The 19,189-nt window shown below is 32.2% G+C and carries 12 protein-coding genes; 5 read left to right on the plus strand and 7 right to left on the minus strand.

The genetic code is table 11. From position 1 onward, the window contains the following. Window positions 1–20: 20 nt before the first annotated feature. The 3 genes from H2650_RS08575 to H2650_RS08585 all read right to left on the minus strand — a co-directional run bounded on the left by H2650_RS08575 (window position 21) and on the right by H2650_RS08585 (window position 9,296). On the minus strand, window positions 21–2,315 hold the full coding sequence (locus H2650_RS08575) for a BamA/TamA family outer membrane protein (protein WP_188050391.1): 2,295 nt from the start codon (window positions 2,313–2,315) through the stop codon (window positions 21–23). Further along, the gene (locus H2650_RS08580) at window positions 2,308–7,278 is read right to left on the minus strand and encodes a translocation/assembly module TamB (RefSeq protein ID WP_255462833.1); all 4,971 of its coding nucleotides are present in this window, start codon (window positions 7,276–7,278) and stop codon (window positions 2,308–2,310) included. The genes H2650_RS08575 and H2650_RS08580 overlap by 8 nt, the downstream gene beginning before the upstream one ends. Before the next feature lie 524 nt (window positions 7,279–7,802). Further along, window positions 7,803–9,296 (minus strand): succinate CoA transferase, encoded by a 1,494-nt coding sequence (locus H2650_RS08585; protein ID WP_188050393.1) that lies wholly within the window; start codon window positions 9,294–9,296, stop codon window positions 7,803–7,805. A 157-nt stretch (window positions 9,297–9,453) separates the two neighbouring features. Here H2650_RS08585 and H2650_RS08590 point away from each other — a divergent pair, with 157 nt between their 5' ends. The 4 genes from H2650_RS08590 (at window position 9,454) to H2650_RS08605 (ending at window position 14,443) form a co-directional block, all read left to right on the plus strand. Then, window positions 9,454–10,284, plus strand: coding sequence for an AraC family transcriptional regulator (locus tag H2650_RS08590; RefSeq protein ID WP_188050394.1), 831 nt, complete (start codon window positions 9,454–9,456; stop codon window positions 10,282–10,284). Window positions 10,285–10,394: 110 nt separating this feature from the next. Further along, window positions 10,395–11,765, plus strand: a complete 1,371-nt coding sequence (locus H2650_RS08595; protein WP_188050395.1) for a TolC family protein — start codon at window positions 10,395–10,397, stop codon at window positions 11,763–11,765. 37 nt (window positions 11,766–11,802) lie between these two features. Continuing rightward, window positions 11,803–12,855 carry an HlyD family secretion protein gene (locus H2650_RS08600; RefSeq protein ID WP_188050396.1) on the plus strand — a complete coding sequence of 351 codons (1,053 nt, stop codon included), beginning with the start codon at window positions 11,803–11,805 and terminating at the stop codon, window positions 12,853–12,855. Window positions 12,856–12,859: 4 nt separating this feature from the next. Next, on the plus strand, window positions 12,860–14,443 hold the full coding sequence (locus H2650_RS08605; RefSeq protein ID WP_188050397.1) for an MFS transporter: 1,584 nt from the start codon (window positions 12,860–12,862) through the stop codon (window positions 14,441–14,443). A gap of 160 nt (window positions 14,444–14,603) precedes the next feature. Here the strand turns inward: H2650_RS08605 and H2650_RS08610 are convergent, their stop codons facing one another. From H2650_RS08610 to H2650_RS08620, 3 genes are all read right to left on the minus strand, one after another. Continuing rightward, window positions 14,604–15,041 (minus strand): thioesterase family protein, encoded by a 438-nt coding sequence (locus H2650_RS08610; protein ID WP_188050398.1) that lies wholly within the window; start codon window positions 15,039–15,041, stop codon window positions 14,604–14,606. A gap of 87 nt (window positions 15,042–15,128) precedes the next feature. After that, window positions 15,129–15,518 carry a DUF1398 domain-containing protein gene (locus H2650_RS08615; protein WP_188050399.1) on the minus strand — a complete coding sequence of 130 codons (390 nt, stop codon included), beginning with the start codon at window positions 15,516–15,518 and terminating at the stop codon, window positions 15,129–15,131. Window positions 15,519–15,628: 110 nt separating this feature from the next. After that, window positions 15,629–15,961 (minus strand): hypothetical protein, encoded by a 333-nt coding sequence (locus tag H2650_RS08620; protein ID WP_188050400.1) that lies wholly within the window; start codon window positions 15,959–15,961, stop codon window positions 15,629–15,631. Between the two features lie 287 nt (window positions 15,962–16,248). On the opposite strand from H2650_RS08620, the gene dnaK reads away from it, so the two are divergent. Then, window positions 16,249–18,135, plus strand: a complete 1,887-nt coding sequence (dnaK, locus tag H2650_RS08625; RefSeq protein ID WP_188050401.1) for a molecular chaperone DnaK — start codon at window positions 16,249–16,251, stop codon at window positions 18,133–18,135. Between the two features lie 97 nt (window positions 18,136–18,232). On the opposite strand, the gene H2650_RS08630 is transcribed toward dnaK, so the two are convergent. Then, window positions 18,233–19,126, minus strand: coding sequence for a Brp/Blh family beta-carotene 15,15'-dioxygenase (locus H2650_RS08630; RefSeq protein WP_188050402.1), 894 nt, complete (start codon window positions 19,124–19,126; stop codon window positions 18,233–18,235). Between the last annotated feature and the right edge of the window lie 63 nt (window positions 19,127–19,189).

Below are 19,189 nucleotides of genomic sequence, written 5' to 3' on the forward strand. Positions count from 1 at the left end.
TAAATAATAATTCAACTTAATTAAAAAGGATAACCAATAGCTAAATTGAATATCAGATTTTCTTTTCTCCAAGAACCGCTACCAAAATCTACTTTATCCAATACCCAGCGATTGCCTTCTGATAAATAGGGTTTGCGAATTGGGAATGCCAAGTCGGTTCTTAATACTAAAAATGAGAAGTCAAAACGCAATCCAGCTCCAGCTCCAACTGCTAATTCGCTAATAAAGTTTTTTGAAAATTTAGCTCCAGGTTTATCTGCGTTTTCATTTAGTAACCAAATATTTCCAGCATCTATGAATAATGCTCCTTTTACCAAACCATATATTTTAGCTCGGTATTCCGTATTCAATTCTAATTTTATATCTCCAGATTGATCTGGTAAAAATGTGTTCGTAGCCGTAGTAGATCCGTCAAATGTTCCCGGACCTATAGAACGAGCTCTAAAAGCGCGTAAGCTATTGGTACCACCAATAAAAAATTGTTTTATAAATGGCATTTCTGTTGAGTTTCCATACGCATAACCAGCGCCCACAATAATCCTACTAGCTATTTGAGAATCGGGACCTAATTTATAATAATGTCTAAAATCATTTTCAATTTTTATAAATTGACTAAAAGGAACATTAAAAATGTTAATTGTATTTCCCTTTTTAGTATCAGCACCAGTAGCCAATCCTGTAATATTTCCTGCTAAATCGACTGTTCCTTTATAGTAAAAAGTGTTTTTCTTTCTTTTTTGTACTGTGTTCGTATAAGTATAGGAATAGGTTGGCCCAAAAATTAATTGTTTATCAATTACTTTTTGTAAGGATTGATTGGCTTGAATTTGATCCAAATACAATGCAGTTACGTTCCGTGGACTAGCATAAGTGATTTCCGTTAGATTTAATAAGTGTTCTTTTCTTTCACTTTCTTTCCATAAGTAACCAAAAGAACCTTTAAAAGTCTGTAAGGAATATAATTTAGTTCTGTTTTGATATTCGTATCCTAAGGTTAGTTTCGTTTTTGGTACAAATCCACTTGGAGAATGAAATCTAAAAGGAGCCACTAATCTAGGCCATATTAAATTGGCTTCTGATCCAAAACGATAAACATTAAAACCGTTATTTTGTCCCGATACTTGTACTTCAAGACCTCCAAATGCTGAAATAGTGAGTAATTCTGCACCACCAATCGCATTTCTATTACTCCAATTTAAGTTTAATTCCGTTCCAGTATAATTGGCTGAATTAGTTTTTGCTAACAATTCTAAACGTAAAGACTTTTTAGGTAATGGCGTAAGAAAATAATAAGCATCTAAGTAGTTTCCGATAGTATCAGAAACCTTAAACTGATTTTTTACAAATTTAAATGTTCCTAAGTTTACTAAACGATTTAAAGACAAATTATGATCGGTGCGATTGTATAAATCTCCTTTTGAAAAATTTAAAGTACGATCAAAAACTCGAGGTTTGAACATTTTTGTCGAGTCTATAATGGTAATATCATTGTATTTAACAATAGAGTTTTTATTGTCTATCAGACTATCAACGCCAATAGAGTAATTTGGATAAACAATGATTTTATTAATTTGATAAGGCGTTTCAGCCATCTTAGGTGTTGCTTCTTTTATTTTTACGATAAGGTCTACCTGATGATCTGCTACTGTACTATCTACTTGAACTAATAAATAATCAGGATTAAAGTAAAAGAATCCTTTTTCTTTTAATCGTCCGTCAATACGAGCTCTTTCCTCTTTTATAACATCAAGATTAAATGCTTGATCTTTCTTTAAGAGACTTCTTTTAGAGGTCTTTCTTACGGCTGTTGCTAATACTGATGAGTCAGTTGGAAATTTAACTTCGTTGATCTTATATTGTCTTGCAGGCTTTACGGTATATTCTGCTGTTGCTTTTTTTCCTCTTCGAGTAGAGTCGGCACTTGTTTTTGCATTAAAGTAGCCATTGTTTTCAGAGAAGTTTTGTAAAACACTTTTGTTGTATTCAAGATCTACTTGACTATACAATACGGGCGGTTCTCCCACTTTATTTTTTAACCAATAACGAAAACCTTTATCTTTTTTCGTTTCACCAGCAATATTGTAAATGTATAATTTAGGTCTTAATCCTAATATTTTTGCATTAGGTTTTGGCCGAACGAGTTCTTGTAATTTGCTTTTTAATGCTTTTCTTTCTTTCTTACTCACTTCTTTTCCCTCGACTTTTACTGTAGCTCCAGTATATAGTAAATCTCCTTCTGACAAGAAACGAGTGTTACTACAAGATGAAACGAGTACAATTAAAAAAAAGGTATATATAAAAGGATACTTATTCATTTGATTTTTTTTTCGATTCCTCTTTGTTTTTTTTTGCAACTTTTTTCGATTCACTTTTCGAAAATAATTCTTTGAATTTATTATAATCCATCGTTATTATAAAAGCAATACCCGTTTCTACGACTTCTCCTTGAAGTGCCACTTGATATTTATTAACGCGATAGGCTCTCATTTTATACCTTCCGTCTTTCGATAGTTGATAATCTATAGAAATATCACCTGCTATATTGTTTGCATTCTGATTGGTTTGCTGTGGGCCTTCGATTCCAAAACTACTACCTACAGTAACTTTTAGACGGTCATTTAATAGTTTTTTAGAGACACCAACATTCAAATCTGTTTTGTTTTCTCGCTGTCCTGTGGTATAATCATCAGAACTGTCTATATCAAAATTAAGTTCAACACCTTCAATTAAGTCACCAGCTAAATTATTAAGTTGTTGTGATAAAATTTTACTCGCACTTTCACGTGCCAAAGAGGAAACGTTGGTTCCACCAGTTTCACTCGCAAATGGATTTTCTCCAATAAAACGATTTAAAAGTAGCAAGGCAAAAACTTGCTTGTTCATTTCATCAGGTTGCTGACGCAATTGTGTTAATTTAGCTTGAGTAGTATTTATAATTTCTGTAGAAACGCTATTGTTTCCTTCTGGTAAAACGACATCAAAGGAAATGGTTGGTTTCATTAACTCTCCTGTCATTTTTAAATTCGTTTCAAAAGGAATTTTTTGCTTGTAAGTATTTCTAACTTCATTTGTTATTGCACCAAGTTGGTCGCTCACTAAATCTATTGGAGCAGCTTCAGTTTTATAGATAGCCGTTATGTTTATATCGGCCATAGTTGGCTCGCCAGTCCAGAGAATATAACTTCCTTCTTTAATATCAAATTTTCTCTTAATAGCGTTAAAACTCATTTCGTAACTTCCTTGGGATAATTCATATCTACCAGTCAGCGTAGTTTTTCCAGAAGGGTCAATACCACCATTAAGTTGTGCTTCTCCTTTTAATTTTAAGAAATCCCCATTTGCTTTATCAATAACCATTGATAGTTCTGCATCTTTATCAATTTCGATATTTACAGACGCATTTATACCTTTAATATCCATTTCACTACTGACATCAGATAAAGCCAATTTTTGAACTATTTTAGGTTTATCTTGATCTATAAATTCTATAATTCCTTCTCTATCCGCTATAGACGGATCAGATTGTGGTAATACTACTGTAAATTTGGTGTCTTTATTAATCTTGATAGTTCCTTCTACAATCGGATTATCAAGTGTTCCTGTTACTTTTAGATGGTTGTCCATAAAAAGGGCACCATAATACAAATCGTTGTCTTTTGCCTTTGAATTAACTGCTTGGAAATTATCAGCATCCACAGTTAAATTGAAACCAAAATTGCTAAAATTACTACTGTTTATTTTTCCGTTCACTACTAAGTCATTATCATTTTGATCCTTAACAGTAAAATCATTGAAAATAATGGCATCGCTTGTAAATCTAATTTTATCATTTATAGATTTAAATGTGGCGTTGAGGGCAGTTGCTTTAAAGCCAACATCATTAAATTTTAACTCTCCAAGAATCAAAGGTTGTTTTGTATTACCTGTAATTTTAAAGTTTCCGTTCAAGAATCCAGTACTCTCCGCTAGGTTATCTAATGTAAATCCTTGAATACTTTTTAAATTCAATTTTTCAATATTCAGATCCATATCAAAACTTGCCTCAGTGGCTTTATAAAATCCTTCCAGATTTAATTGATTGCCTTGCCCCGTTATGGCAATTTTTGCATCGTATCGATTGGCAATGTTATTATTGACTTTTATACTAATTGTACCAATTGTATCGTTTTTGAATGCAAAATTTTCAATATTTAAATCAGAAGTGAAAAGCGGACTTTTATCTAAATTTTTAACTTCTGCAGTTCCATTAATTGTACCTCTGAATTGTAAATCTTTTTTCTCGATGAAACTAGTGATGGTGCTAATTTCAAAATCCTTAAAATTGACCGCAATAGGAGCATTGGGAACATTCGTTTCTGATTGTATTTTTATGGTGCTTCCGGCTTTACTCAAATCAAATTGTCCAACATAAATGCCTTTGTCTCCAAAACGAATTACATTTTCGGGTGCAATGGACCATCCGTCGTAATTTAGCACTAATTTACTCGGATCAAGACTAACTTCATTGCTACCATCTATACTTTTTAAAGTTCCAGCAATTAAATAGCGTTCTACTTCTTTTAAATCTTTTAACTGCAAAGTATAACCTACGCTATTTTTCTCTACTACTCCAGAAATACTAGTGTAAGGCAATTGAAATTGTTTGTTTTGTATATCATCGATGACTACATTATATACTAAGGATTTGTCTTTTGTTTCTACTTTTAAAACAGCATTAGTAATCGTATTTTCTCCATAAATAAGTTTAGGAATTGCACCATTAATAACAATGGAATCATTAACTGAATTGTATTTTCCTTCAATAATTATGGGTTCTAAACTTTTTAAATTTGGAATTAACTTGTATAAAATTGGATCATCTTTTACATTCACTTTAAAAGTAAATTGCTGCTTCTCAACTACTGTTTTTTTAGATTTAGGATTTGCATCATAATATTTTGCAATAGAATTACTGAGCGCTTTACCTATTTTAGAAAAACTATATTTCCCGTCTACATCTGCAACTAAAAAAGGAGATTTTATAGATAAGATATTCTTCTCAGCTGTTGATTTTGCAATTATACTTATAGAATCAATTGCAAATTCTTCTTTTGCATCAACAACACTGATGCTGTGTGCGTAAACAGATCCGTTTAAATAATCTAAATTTGCCGACTGAATATCAGCATCTATTGCACCTCTTATTTTTAAAGGTCCAGCATGAAGATTTAGTTTTTCTAAATCCGCAATATCTACATTCAACTTTAATTTTGCAACAGGATATTTATCTTTAAAACTTCCATTACTCACTAAGTCAAAGGTTAGATTAGGATCATTTGCTGAGGCAACTGCATTAAATTTTCCGTTGGTAATTGCACCTTTTAAAATAAGGTTTGTATAAGTGTATTTATTATAATAGGCTTTTATAATATTCCCGTTTAATGATGCTGTGGCGGTTTTGGGATCAAAACCAGTTCCCTTAATGTTAGCTTTTAGCGTAACTTTTCCAACTGAATCATTTTTGATTAATTTACCCAAATCAAAATTAATTAATTCAGTTTGTGCATTATATCGTTCGTATTTTTTTCTGCTATGATCAAAAGAGGCATTTATTTTGGCATTACCAAAACTACTTGTCAAATTCATTTTTGTACTAAAGTTAGCGATCATTCCTTTAAAGGTTCCTTTTGCGCTAAATTTAGAGGGCAATTGTATAGAGTTCGGAATTGTCCCTTTTGGTAAAAAACTAAGAAAATCTTTCTGTGTTGAATTTAATTCTTTAATGTCTAAATCGAAAACAGTTTTATTAATATCGGGCAAACCAACAATGCTTCCGCTGGCTATCAAATTGGTGTTCCCAAATCCGCTGATGTTAATACCAGGAAATTCTAAATTTTTTAGTTTTCCGTTAATGACACCATCAATTAACAAAATTGCATCTTGATTACTATTAAAGGGACTCGTATTTGCCAAAGTAGGAGCGAAGAGCAAAATATCTTTGATGCCTAACTTACTTTTCTTAAGATTGGCATTTAGTCCTAATTCTCCAGGATTTTTTGCTAAAGAAGCTATTGATGGATATCCTATTCTAATTTCATTTTTTAATTCGGTTTGGGGAGTTTTTAAATATAATTTCTTAAAAAAAGCATTCTTATTACCATAGAAAAATTCTGTGGTCATAGCTTGTATGTTTAAACCGCTTTTATCCTTTACCGTTAATGAATTTACCGTTCCCGAAATATTTTCAGGGTTGTAATTTAAGGCTTTAGCTTTTAAATTAAGATTGGTAATATTTAAGTGATTGTAGTCAATTCCTTTTTGAGTTGCAGCAACACTATTTTTGTCAAAACGAAAATTAATTTTTTCTAATTCTGTTGTATTTATTTTTATTTGCCAGTTATTGGAATCATCATTTGATGCTGGTTTTTTAGATTCTATTTTGTCTGATTTATCAATAGATAGATTTCCTTTTAGTCCTTTTATATCCAAACGTTCCACTATAGCAAATTGATTATTGAGATCCATTTTATCAATTTTTGCAAGCAGTTTTTTCAAATAAAAAGTAGTAGCTAATTTGGTCTCTTCACTTTTATAATCAAAGTCAATCTTAGCCAAATCAATTTCACCTAATTTTAATTTTAGCAATGATTCTGGCTCATTATTTACAGTAGCTTTTTTAGTTTTTTTGGATGCGTCAGCAATACCTTGCTGCAATTTTAATTTTAAACCATTGATTTTAGCTTTAGGAATTTCAAAATTCATTTGGGCTAAATCAAAAGTCTTAATCTTTGTTTGAAAATAAGTCAGATTGACATCTATATTATTCTTGGTAATTTGATCATTATACTTCAAACGGATACGATCTAATTCTATTTCGGCCACAGAAAATTCCATAGGAGGAGAATCACTTTTTGGCTTATCAGGAGAAGTAAATGCTTTTATAATGTAGTCAAAGTTAAAAACAGATTTCGAATCTCTATTTAAATTAGCTGTAATTCCTTCTAAATGAACAGAGTTGATTTCTACTTTATTATTTAGTAATTGAAATAAACTGATATCGACTGCTAGTTTTTCTCCAGCAAGAAGCGTGTCTTTTTTCTGATCTTCAAAATAAACGCCCTCCAAAATGATTTTTTTAGGCAAACCAATTTCGATCCTATTTATCTGAACCTTAGTTTTAATTTTTTCGTGCAGGTAGGTAACCGCTTTGTTTTTTGCTAAATTTTGTATAGAAGGAATCTGAAGTGCGATAACCAATAGAAAGAATAATAGAATAATAGATCCTATTATCCAAAGCAAAATTTTGAGACTTTTCTTTAAATATTTTTTCAATCGAGGCAATTTTTTGGTTAAAAATAGCAAAATTAAATCAGAATTACAATTTCATCGCTAAACGCACTAGTTGGTAAAGATCAAAAATTAGCGGTACAGCTCTTTATAAAATTTACGATTAAAATTATAAAATTTAGGGTTTCTTACTTTCTAATGTTAATACTAAAGTGTATTTGTTGAAATGAAATTTAATAAAAAAGTAGTTGTCTAATATGATAAAGTCTTTTGGAATCATTTAAATTTTAGTGGAGTATAACCACTCAATTCAAACTTGTTGTCCGTTTTTACTTCTGTAAGGTTGTTTAAAATTGTTATGTAATTCTATTTGAAATTCCTCATACGATTTAAGTAATAGTAAAGCGATAAATAATTTATTAGTTTTAATAAAAACCTAAGTACAAAAACATGATTTAGGTAGGTATAAAAAAACTACAACTTTTAAGGTTGTAGTTTTTGGTAACAAATGGAAAAAAAGGGAATTAGATTCAGGTTTACTTCTTCATACTTCCTGTTTCAATAAATCGTAAGTTAAGTTTAAATGCTTCTTCCAGAAGGTGAGGAGTATGACCGCCACGCGCACAAGCACGGTTAAAATAATCTAATAATTCCTCTTTGTATTCGGGATGTACACAGTTTTCAATGATGACTTTGGCTCTTTCTCTCGGAGCAAGTCCTCTTAAATCAGCGACTCCTTGTTCTGTTATCAAAATATCTACATCATGTTCCGTATGATCCACATGCGAAACCATGGGTAATACATGAGAAATAATATTCCCTTCTTTAGAAGAAGATTGAGTAACAAATATGCTCAAATAGCCATTTCTTGCAAAATCTCCAGAACCGCCAATTCCGTTCATCATTTTAGTTCCAGAAATATGTGTGGAATTTACATTTCCATAAATGTCAAATTCAATGGCTGTATTAATTGCAATAACTCCTAGTCTTCGGATTACTTCTGCTGAATTGCTAATGGTTTGTGGTCGAAGCACTATTTTGTCTTTATAAAAATCGAAATTTTCAAGAATATTTTTATAACAATTTTCAGAAACTGTAATTGAAGAGGCCGAAGCAAAACTCATTTTTCCGCTGTCAATAAGTTCAAAAGTGCTGTCTTGCAATACTTCTGAATACATTACTAGATTTTCAAAATTGCTTTTGGCAAATCCAGACATTACTGCATTAGCGACTTTTCCAATTCCGGCTTGCAAGGGCATTAGTGAATTGGTTAGACGGCCTTCTTTAATTTCATTTTCAAAAAATTCTAACAAATGATTAGCAATAGCAGCCGTTTTTGGATCTATTTCGGTTGGTTTTGCAGGACTGTCTAAAATTTCAGTAAAAACAATTCCAACCACTTTTTTGGGATCAATACTAATGAAATCTTGACCAATTCGGCTATCTGTAGCAGTGATGTTTAAAACAGCTCTATTGGGATATGATTTTGAAGTGTAAACATCATGAATTCCTTTAAATTCTAAAGGAATAGAAGTGTTTATTTCGATGATTATTTTATCTGCCAAATGCGCAAATGTGGCGGAGTTTCCAACAGAAGTTGTTGGGATAACATTTCCGTTTTCATCAATATAAGTGGCTTCAATTACCGCAATGTCAATTTTAGGAAGGTGTTTGTTTTCTAATAATTCAGCGGTTTCACTTAAATGTTGATCGATATATAAAATGGTACCTTCATTTATTTTTTTTCTCAAACTTGCATCAGATTGAAAAGGCATTCTTTTATATAAAGCATTATTGTTAGCTAAATCAGTATCGGTAGTTTGACCTAAAGAAGCGCCCGTAATCAATGTGATTGCAATCGTTTCCGATTTTGCCCTTTCTGCAAAAGCTGGTAAAACGGCTTTACTATCACCTGCTTTTGTAAATCCGCTGGTTCCAACAGTCATTTTATCTTTAAAATAACGAGCGGCTTGCTGCGCAGAAATAACTTTGTCTTTGTAACTTTGAAATCTGATTCTGTCCAATTGCATAATTTGTTTTTATTTTGAAATAAAACACCTAAAAAATGATGTTTCCTTAATGAATGAATTGTTTTTTTAAATATCATTTATAGGTAGTGCAATTTTAGCAAAAAATGAAATTGGATAAATATCGTAGGAAGCCATAAAAATATTCATTTCAGCCAGTATGGAAGAGCAAACGATTTTAGCCGAAAAATATTACACGAGAGAGGTTGATACTGATAAAAAAAGTATTTATTGTCATCATGATTTAATGGGAGAACTGATGATTCCCACTCATAAACATGAAAAAGGCCAAATGCTGTATGCAGAAGGCGGAATAGTTTATGTTACCACCGAGGCTAAAACTTATTTTCTTCCGGCCAGACATTTTATTTGGATTCCTGCTGGAATTGCGCACAGCATTCAACCCAATTCTCAAAGCGTAATGATGCGTAATTTGTATTTTCCGGTGGAAATGAATGAAGATTCCTTTTATGGAACCGAAGGGATTTACCCCATCAATGATTTATTGTTGCAAATGATGCTTTTCACGAATCGATGGAATGGAAATCTAAAAAAAGGAAGTCGTAATTATAGTATCGCCCTTGCTATAAAAGCTATTTTACCCGAAATCTGCTTGACCAATTTGCCTTTATCACTGCCTTTTCCAAAGGATACTCGGCTGATTAAAATTATTGATTACTTAGATAAAAACTTAGGCGACACAATACTTTTTTCTGATTTAGCGGATCGATTCGGATTTAGCGAACGCTCCTTATACCGCTTATTTCAAAAGGATTTAGGAATGTCTTTTATCCAATATTTCACAATTCGAAGAATTTTAAAAGCGATTGAATTATTGCTTGAAAAAAAACTTTCGGTAAATGAAGTGGCGCAAGCAGTTGGTTATAATAGCGTACCTACCTTTAGTAATACCTTTTTCAAAACTTTAGGGCAACGACCTTCGGATTATTTAAACGGAGTGGAGATTTTAAAAAAGAACAATTATAGTTAGCAGTAATTTTTTCTTTATTTTATTTTGTCTGAAATGAATAAATATATGACTTTTGTTGATTTTACCACATGAAATAGAGTAGATACCTTTGCGGTAAATACTTTTATATTATGTTTCTCATAAAGTGGGTTTCTTCAAACCAATCGAGATTTAATTTTCTTCGAGTTCTCTTGTTAGCATTCCTTTTTTTTCAAGTTCCAATAGGAGCACATGCGCAGCAACCAAAAGTCCTTACTTTGAATGAAGCAATCCAAATTGCAAAAGTGAATAATAGGACAATACAAAAATCCCATATTTTAAAGGAAATTTCGGAAACTGGAATTAAAGAGGCCAAAAATCTTCGTTTACCAGAAATTGGTTTTAATGCCATGTATTCTAGATTGTCTGATGTGACTTTGTGGGAAGGTGGTGGTTTTACTAAACAAATAGTGGTCGCTCCAGAACCTAGAAATACAATTTATGATGTGGTTACAAAGTTTGATATGCCACTTTATGAAGGAGGTAAAATCAAAAATGAAATCAAAAAATCACACCAAGAAAATGAAATTGCTGAACTACATGTGGAGAAAACAGAGAACGATGTTCAATTAGAGGTTACCGCTACTTTTTTGGGAATTTACAAAATGATGGAGCTCCAAAAAATAATTGAGGAAAGTATTAAGGAAGAAGAAGAACGGTTGAAGGAAGTGAAAGCATTTAAAAGTCACGGAATCGTCACCAAAAATGAAGTCCTTCGTGCTGAATTACAACTTTCTGACCGCGAGTTAAGTTCTTTGACCAATAAAAAAAATATCAGAATTGCTCTTCAGGATTTAAAGACACTATTGCAGTTGCCCGAAGAGGAGGACATTAGAATTGATTCAACAAGCTTGATCGATATGATACCTGTCATGAAACAGTATGATTTTTATTTTAAGGAAACGATGCAAAACGAAGAAATGCGTATTGCAAGCAGAGAAATTGATGTCAAAAAAACAGAGTTGAAAATGGTAAAAGCAAATGCTTTGCCCAGGCTAGCCTTCTTTGGAAATTATAATTTACGCTATCCGATGTATTTGACTTTTAGTCTAGATATGCCATTTATGTACACAATTGGGCAGGTAGGGATTGAGGCTTCTTATGATATTTCAAATTTATATAAGAATAGAGCCAAAGTACAAATCGCTAATTTGAAAGTGGAATTGCAAAAAAATGAATCTGAGATAGTGAAAAATGAGATGACCGATAAAGTCTTTCGAAATCACACACAGTATCAGGAAATACTAGATAAACTGAAAGTTACTGATAAAGCTTTGGTTTTAGCCCAAGAGAATTATCGTATTGTAAAAGCAAAATACCTCAATCAGTTGGTTTTAATTACCGAAATGGTCGATGCTGATAATGCATTGCTTCAAGCAAAATTCAACAAAATTTCTATGAAAATAGATGGTGCTATGAAACAATATGAATTGCTTCATACCGCTGGAATACTTAATAAATAACAATCAAAGTTTACAATAATTTTAGTTTCATTTCTATATGATAATAGCAGAAAATAAGTCAAGAGCCCATAAATCGTTTAGCAAATTAATCACTGTTGTTGCCAGTATTCTGGTTTTCAGCGGAATTATTTTGGGTATTTGGTTCTATATTTTTAATAAAAACCATGAGGAAACTAATGACGCTCAGGTTGATCAGTATGTGACGCCTATTATGGCAAGAATAACAGGTTATGTTCAGGAAGTCCGTTATAATGAAAATCAATTTGTTCATAAAGGCGATACTTTGGTTGTAATCGATAACAAGGAATATACATCGCATTTGAATATGGCTTTGGCGGATGTTGAAAATGCAAAAAGTAACGTTATCGCTATAGAAAAAAATGTGGAGACAACTGCTAATACGACTTCGGTTAGGCAATCTCAATTGGTGGCTGCTAAAACCCAAGTTTGGAAAACAAAATTGGAATACAATCGATATCAATCTTTATTAAAAGAAGATGCCGCAACAGAACAGCAAGTAGAAAAGGTAAAAGCGGATTATGAATTGGCCAAAGCGCATTATGAAGAAATAGCAAACACCATTCAGTCGGCGGTATTAAATACCTCAGAAGCTTGGGCTAAAATACCAACTGCTCAAACCGTAATTCAGTCAAAACAAGCCGTTGCTGACAACGCTGATTTGTTTCTTTCTTTTACCGTAATTACAGCTCCTTATGATGGTTGGGTGGGAAAAAAAATGATTCAGCCGGGACAAATGATAAAGGAAGGACAGACTTTGGTTTCTATAGTTAGCAAGGAAAAATGGATTACGGCTAATTTTAAGGAAACGCAGTTGCAATATTTATCTGTTGGACAGGAAGTTGAAATGAGTGCCGATGCCGTAAATGGTAGAAAATTTATCGGAATCATCGAGTCTTTATCACCAGCAAGTGGAGCTCGTTTCTCGTTATTGCCGCCCGATAATGCAACAGGTAACTTTATTAAAATTGAACAAAGAATTCCGGTTAGAATAAAATTGAAAGAAAATGATCAACAAACTGATTTTCTTAGAGCAGGAATGAATATGGTGGTTGTAGCTGAACATAAATAATCAGATGTCAAATACAAAGGTCTTTAAATCTTGGGTTCCCAATTGGGCCATAATCGCTATTATATTTTTCTGTCTGTTGCATTCGATGGTTTTGTTGGGAGTTTATACTTCCAATGTTACGTACGCTGCCAGTTTTTTAGATGTGGAGCCAGAAGATTTGCAGTTTTCAATGATTGTTACATACGCTACTTTTTTGACCACTATTTTGGTCGAAAGCAGATTGTTTAAGTTTTTCCCGACCAAAAAATATTTCCTGACAATTTACGGCCTGTCTGCAATAACATTCATATTAACGGCTTATATCGAAAATTTTTCGTTATTTGTTATTTTGAGAATAGCCGAAGGAATATTGATGGCATTGCCTTGTGTTGCCTTACGACAATTTCTGATTTCAAGATTCAAGTCAAAACATGCATTAATTATTGGTTTTACCCTTAATTATAGCGCTTTGTTTCTGGCGACACCTTTTATAATGAATATTGCAGTTTGGCTTCTTGAAAATTACGATTGGAAATACATGGCGTATGGTTCGGCATTGTTTCAAATCGTCTGCGTGGCCTTGGTTATGCTTACATTTGAGAGTCATCGTTTTCACAGAAAAACCCCGTTATATCAGATAGATTGGTCGAGTTTTATTTTTTTGCTCACTTCTCTTTTGTCTGGAGCTTATTTCTTTGTTTATGGCGAAAAAAAGTATTGGTTTGAATCCCATCAAATTATAATCGCACTTATAGTTTCGTTACTAACTGGTGGGCTATTTGTCCTGAGGCAAATGCTGATCAAACGACCTACTTTTGATATGGGAGTATTTCGCTATGCCAATTTACGCACCGGTTTATTCATATCCGTTTTTTTTTATATCGCCAGAGCGACGCTGAATATTTGCCACAGCACGATGTTCACCGTTTGGAATTGGGACCCTTCGAGAGTGGCGCATGTGCAATATTTAAATTTAATTGGTAATGTAATAGGGATGGTTTTGGCGGGAGTATTTCTGGCAAAATCAGTGTCCTCAAAGTATATGTTTATTATCGGATTTTCACTTTTTGCAGTATTTCATCTGTGGTTTACCTTTCTTTTTGTGCCTGATGTTTCGTTGTCTGATATTGCTATTCCGTATATGTTGCAAGGAGTTGCGGTTGGAATTATATTTGTACCATTAGTCTTGTTTACAGTAGCTGCTGTACCTACTCATTATGGACCATTTGCAGGAATTGTTGGAGTTGCAGGACGTTTTTGGGGAAGTATTTTAGGTTTTGCTATTATTCAAAATGCTGGAGTGTTTTTACAAAGAAATCACTATTTGAAATTGAGTGAATTTGTTTTGCCTGAAAGTCCAGAAACCCAAATGCGTGTAGCGCAAATCACCCAAAGTTTTATTGCCAAAGGATATTCTTCTGATAATGCTAATAAATTAGCAATTAAGCAAATTGTGAGTTCTATATCTAAACAATCGGTTTTATTGTCAAATATGGAAATTTTTACTTTTATGGGTTACGCCATGCTTGTTATCGTTGCTTTATTGTTGATCAATCAGCATCTGAAACAAACCTTTGATATTTTTAGAAATAGGATTTGGGGGAATTAGAACAATATTTATTTGTAGTATTGCTGCTATTTTGGTTTTCAAAAAATATTTTCCTGTAAAGATTATAACAATGTGTAATAAATAAAAAAGACTCGAAATTTGAAGTTTTTTTAGATTTTAATCTGTAAAATTCTCCAAATTTCGAATCATATTTTGCTATTTAAAGCTGCATAAAATCTTCGCTTTTGGGGAAATGACTAATCGCTTGAACAGCAATTTCTGGAGTTGGATCGGCTATTTTGCGTAATTTGGTGTCCATCCAAGCACCATCTACGGTTATTACTGCACATAGTTTATTTTCTTCATTCAGGAACTCATGCACAATAGACCATCGGGAAGCGTCGGGTTTCATTTTAGAAACTTTTGTTTGCATTACAATCTTGTCAGAAAGTTTAATTTCTTTTCTAAAAATACATTCTTCTCTAAATAAGATAGGACCAAAATGATTTTGTTGTAATATTTTCATCGTCAATCCTAGACTTTCCAAAATTTCAATACGATGTTGTGCTCCAAAATCATAATAAGCACTATGACGAACATGAAAGTTAGGGTCTAAATCGGACCAAGGCAAGGATAATTGTTTACTAAATGATGTCATTGTTTTTTATTTAATTGCTGTTATTTGATATTTTAAAAAAAAATACAAAAGTAAAATTAGCTATTAAAAATTTAAATTATGTATAAATTAAACTGGAATTTTTTCGATTATAATAGGAGCATCTAAAATATCAAAATAGGTACAAGTCATTTCAAGAAGCGCAACGCGCGATTTTGCAATACCACATTGTGCCGCTTGTTCGCAAAAAGTATAATAATCGGTTTGGCCGTCTTGATGTAATACTAAAAATTCTATAAAGCGTTCCTTATTTACATTTGGTGCAATCTTTAATGTCGGATATTTTTCGGTAGTACTCACAGAAAAATTATCAACACCATAATACGATACTCGACCGTCATTTATAAAAGTGTCATATCCTTGTACTCCCAATTGTATTACTTCTTTTATATAATTTGAAAAATCAGCAGCTGTTTGTACTTTATTATGTGCTTCTTTAATTTGTTCTAGTGTAAACATATTTTTGTTTCTAAAGGATTTATTGTAAAGAATTACAAAAGTATTGGTTTTATTTAACAACAAGTATCTAATAAATACTAATTTCTGGACTTGTAATATAAACTTAATGTTTAATAATTGTGATATGCCATTTGCATAATTACTCCTATTGTTATAAAAAGTAATATCATAAAAAGTACTATTAATGAGGAGCATCGAGGAGATTTTATAATAGCAATGTTATCTTTGTAGAAATCCATAACGACACCATTTGCACCATAACCTAGAATTATTTTACAAGGTACTTTGCGATCTTCTTCCATTATGGTAAAAAGGTGCGTTGCGCCAGTGATTGATTTCTTTTCGGAAACGGTTTCTCCATTCAATCGTATGGTCTCTCGCCCTAAATAAGAATTAAAAATTTCTATTTTATTAGTTCCTAACTGTATTGTTGAAAATTTCATATCTTTTTTTTCAAACATAGGAATTTAATTATAAAAAAAGCCAATCCATTTCTAATTTGATTAGTTAAATTGAGATTGATTGTGGTGTCTATGTAAGGATAGAGTTCCGCTACAACTATTAAATTCCACCTCTGTCAGTCAGTCTAAAATGTCATCTTGTCATATTTATTATTATTAATTTTAACATAAACTGACAATTTATAAGTGTCATTTGTATTGGCACAAAGATTGACTTAAAGACTCCGAGTGAATAAAACTAATATACAATAAAATTAAATATATTAAAAATGGGTAAAATAATCGGAATTGATTTAGGTACGACAAACTCTTGTGTTTCTGTAATGGAAGGTAATGAAGCAGTTGTTATTCCTAATGCAGAAGGAAAAAGAACAACACCATCTATCATCGCTTTTGTTGAAGGTGGAGAAATTAAAGTAGGAGATCCTGCTAAGAGACAAGCGGTAACTAATCCAACTAAGACTATTGCTTCTATCAAACGTTTTATGGGTCATTCTTTTAGCGAAGTTTCTGCTGAAGCAAAAAGAGTTTCTTACAAATTAGTAAAAGGAGACAACAATACACCACGTGTTGATATTGATGGTCGTCTTTATACTGCACAAGAATTGTCAGCAATGACACTTCAAAAAATGAAAAAAACTGCTGAAGACTATTTAGGTCAAACAGTTACTGAAGCAGTTATTACTGTTCCTGCTTACTTTAATGATGCACAACGTCAAGCGACTAAAGAAGCTGGTGAAATTGCAGGTCTTAAAGTAATGCGTATCATCAACGAGCCTACTGCTGCGGCATTAGCTTACGGATTAGATAAAAAAGGAAAAGATCAAAAAATTGCTGTTTACGATTTAGGTGGAGGTACATTTGATATTTCTGTTCTTGAATTAGGAGACGGAGTTTTTGAAGTATTGTCTACAAACGGAGATACTCACTTAGGTGGAGATGATTTTGACCACGAAATTATTGACTGGTTAGCGAATGACTTCTTGAAAGAAGAAGGTATTGACTTACGTCTTGATCCAATGTCATTACAACGTTTGAAAGAAGCTGCTGAGAAAGCTAAAATTGAATTGTCATCTTCTGCTGAAACTGAAATCAACTTACCTTACGTAACTGCTACAGCTTCAGGACCAAAACACTTAGTTAAAAAATTAACTAGATCTCAATTTGAAAAATTAACAGATGCTTTAGTAAAACGTTCTATGGAACCAGTTGCTAAATCATTGAAGGATGCAGGTTTAACTGTAGCTGATATTGACGAAGTTATTCTTGTTGGAGGTTCTACTCGTATGCCAAGAATCGCTGAAGAAGTGGAAAAATTCTTTGGTAAAAAAGCGTCTAAAGGAGTTAACCCTGATGAAGTTGTTGCAATTGGAGCAGCTATTCAAGGTGGAGTTCTTTCTGGAGATGTAAAAGATGTATTGTTACTTGACGTTACACCTTTATCTTTAGGTATCGAAACTATGGGTGGAGTTATGACTACATTAATTGAGTCTAACACTACTATTCCAACTAAAAAATCTCAAGTTTTCTCTACTGCTGCAGATTCTCAACCAACAGTTGAATTGCACGTTCTTCAAGGAGCTAGAGCAATGGCTGCTGATAACAAAACGATTGGTCGTTTTAACTTAGACGGTATTCCACCAGCACCAAGAGGAGTTCCTCAAATTGAAGTAACTTTTGATATTGATGCTAATGGTATCATCAAAGTTTCTGCAACTGATAAAGGAACTGGTAAATCTCATGATATTCGTATCGAAGCTTCTTCTGGATTAACTTCTGAAGAAATCGAAAGAATGAAACAAGATGCTGAAGCTAACGCTGAATCTGACAAAATCGCAAGATCTAGAGCAGAAAAATTGAACGAAGCTGATGGAATGATCTTCCAAACTGAAACTCAATTAAAAGAACTTGGTTCTAAATTAGCTGATGATCATAAAGTTGCTGTAGAATATGCATTAACTGAATTGAGAATGGCTCACCAATCTCAAGATATTGATGCAATCCAAACAGCTTTAGATAATATCAATGCAGCTTGGAAAACAGCTACTGAGGCAATGTATGCTAAAGGAGAACAAGGTCAACAAGAAGCTGCTCCACAAGGAGAAGCGACTCAAGGAGACAATGTTGAAGACGTTGAATTCGAAGAAGTAAAATAATAAATTATTGTAAAGACTCGATGTATTTATCGAGTCTTTGCTTTTTTTATAAAAGAAAACCGTTCACTTTAAGTGAACGGTTTTTTTTTGCATTTTTTTAAACTTTTTCTTTTCTTTTAAACATTTTGTTAATCACTATGGTATGAGGAAATGTTATTGCTGCTAAAAAAGAAAAAAACAGCGCATTGAATAATTCTTCTTCTTGATACCTATAGTAAATTAGAGCAATTCCTATTATTGATATTAACCAATATACTCCAGCAGATTTGCAGTAATTAAAAAAGTTTGGAAAGGTAAAGGATTTATTCAAAAACTTAATTTGATCTATTATGGAAGGTATGCTGTGCCAGAGAACGAAGTATATTGCAAATCCCCAAATTAAGCTAGATGACTTAAATAAAATTGCGAACACAAATAAAAAAAATAATTCTAAGATTATTTTTTTTCTAATCTTCTCTATTTTCCAGCAAAAGTAACTACTTATTATAAGGAATAACACAATCGAAGCTTGAAGAGTGTATAATAGTAATTCTTTTGGAATAATGAAATGAGTGATTGTTTTGATGATATCTTTTACTTGATTACTATGAAAATTAAAAAGCAAGAGTAATACAATCATACCATATAAAGATTGATATACAACAACTAATGTTTTAGGAAAAAGAGAATTCAATTTTTGCCATTGTTGTTCTCCAAAATGATTCGCGCTGACTATTATAAAAAGTAAAAGAGCAAACTGCGGAATAATGTAAAAAAGTAATATTCCAGCTAAAACAATTATTACATAATATGTAAAGATTTTTAGCCAAGAATTAGATCTATTTTGTGCAATTATATTCTTAATTAGTAGTAAATCATTGGCTCCGTGAAGTATTCCGAATGAAAATATGAATAGAAAACCCATAAATATCTGATTTTTAGTAGATAAAAAGGAATCCATCCATAAAGCAAAAAAGCTTGCTACGATTGCAATGTTGGTATAATTTTTCATTGGTATTAATTATTGTTTAAAAATAGTTAAAAATAGTTAAACAAAAAGATAAATTATTGTTTA

This window comes from Flavobacterium sp. GP15 (assembly GCF_014281985.1).
GTDB classification, from domain to species: Bacteria; Bacteroidota; Bacteroidia; order Flavobacteriales; family Flavobacteriaceae; genus Flavobacterium; species Flavobacterium pygoscelis.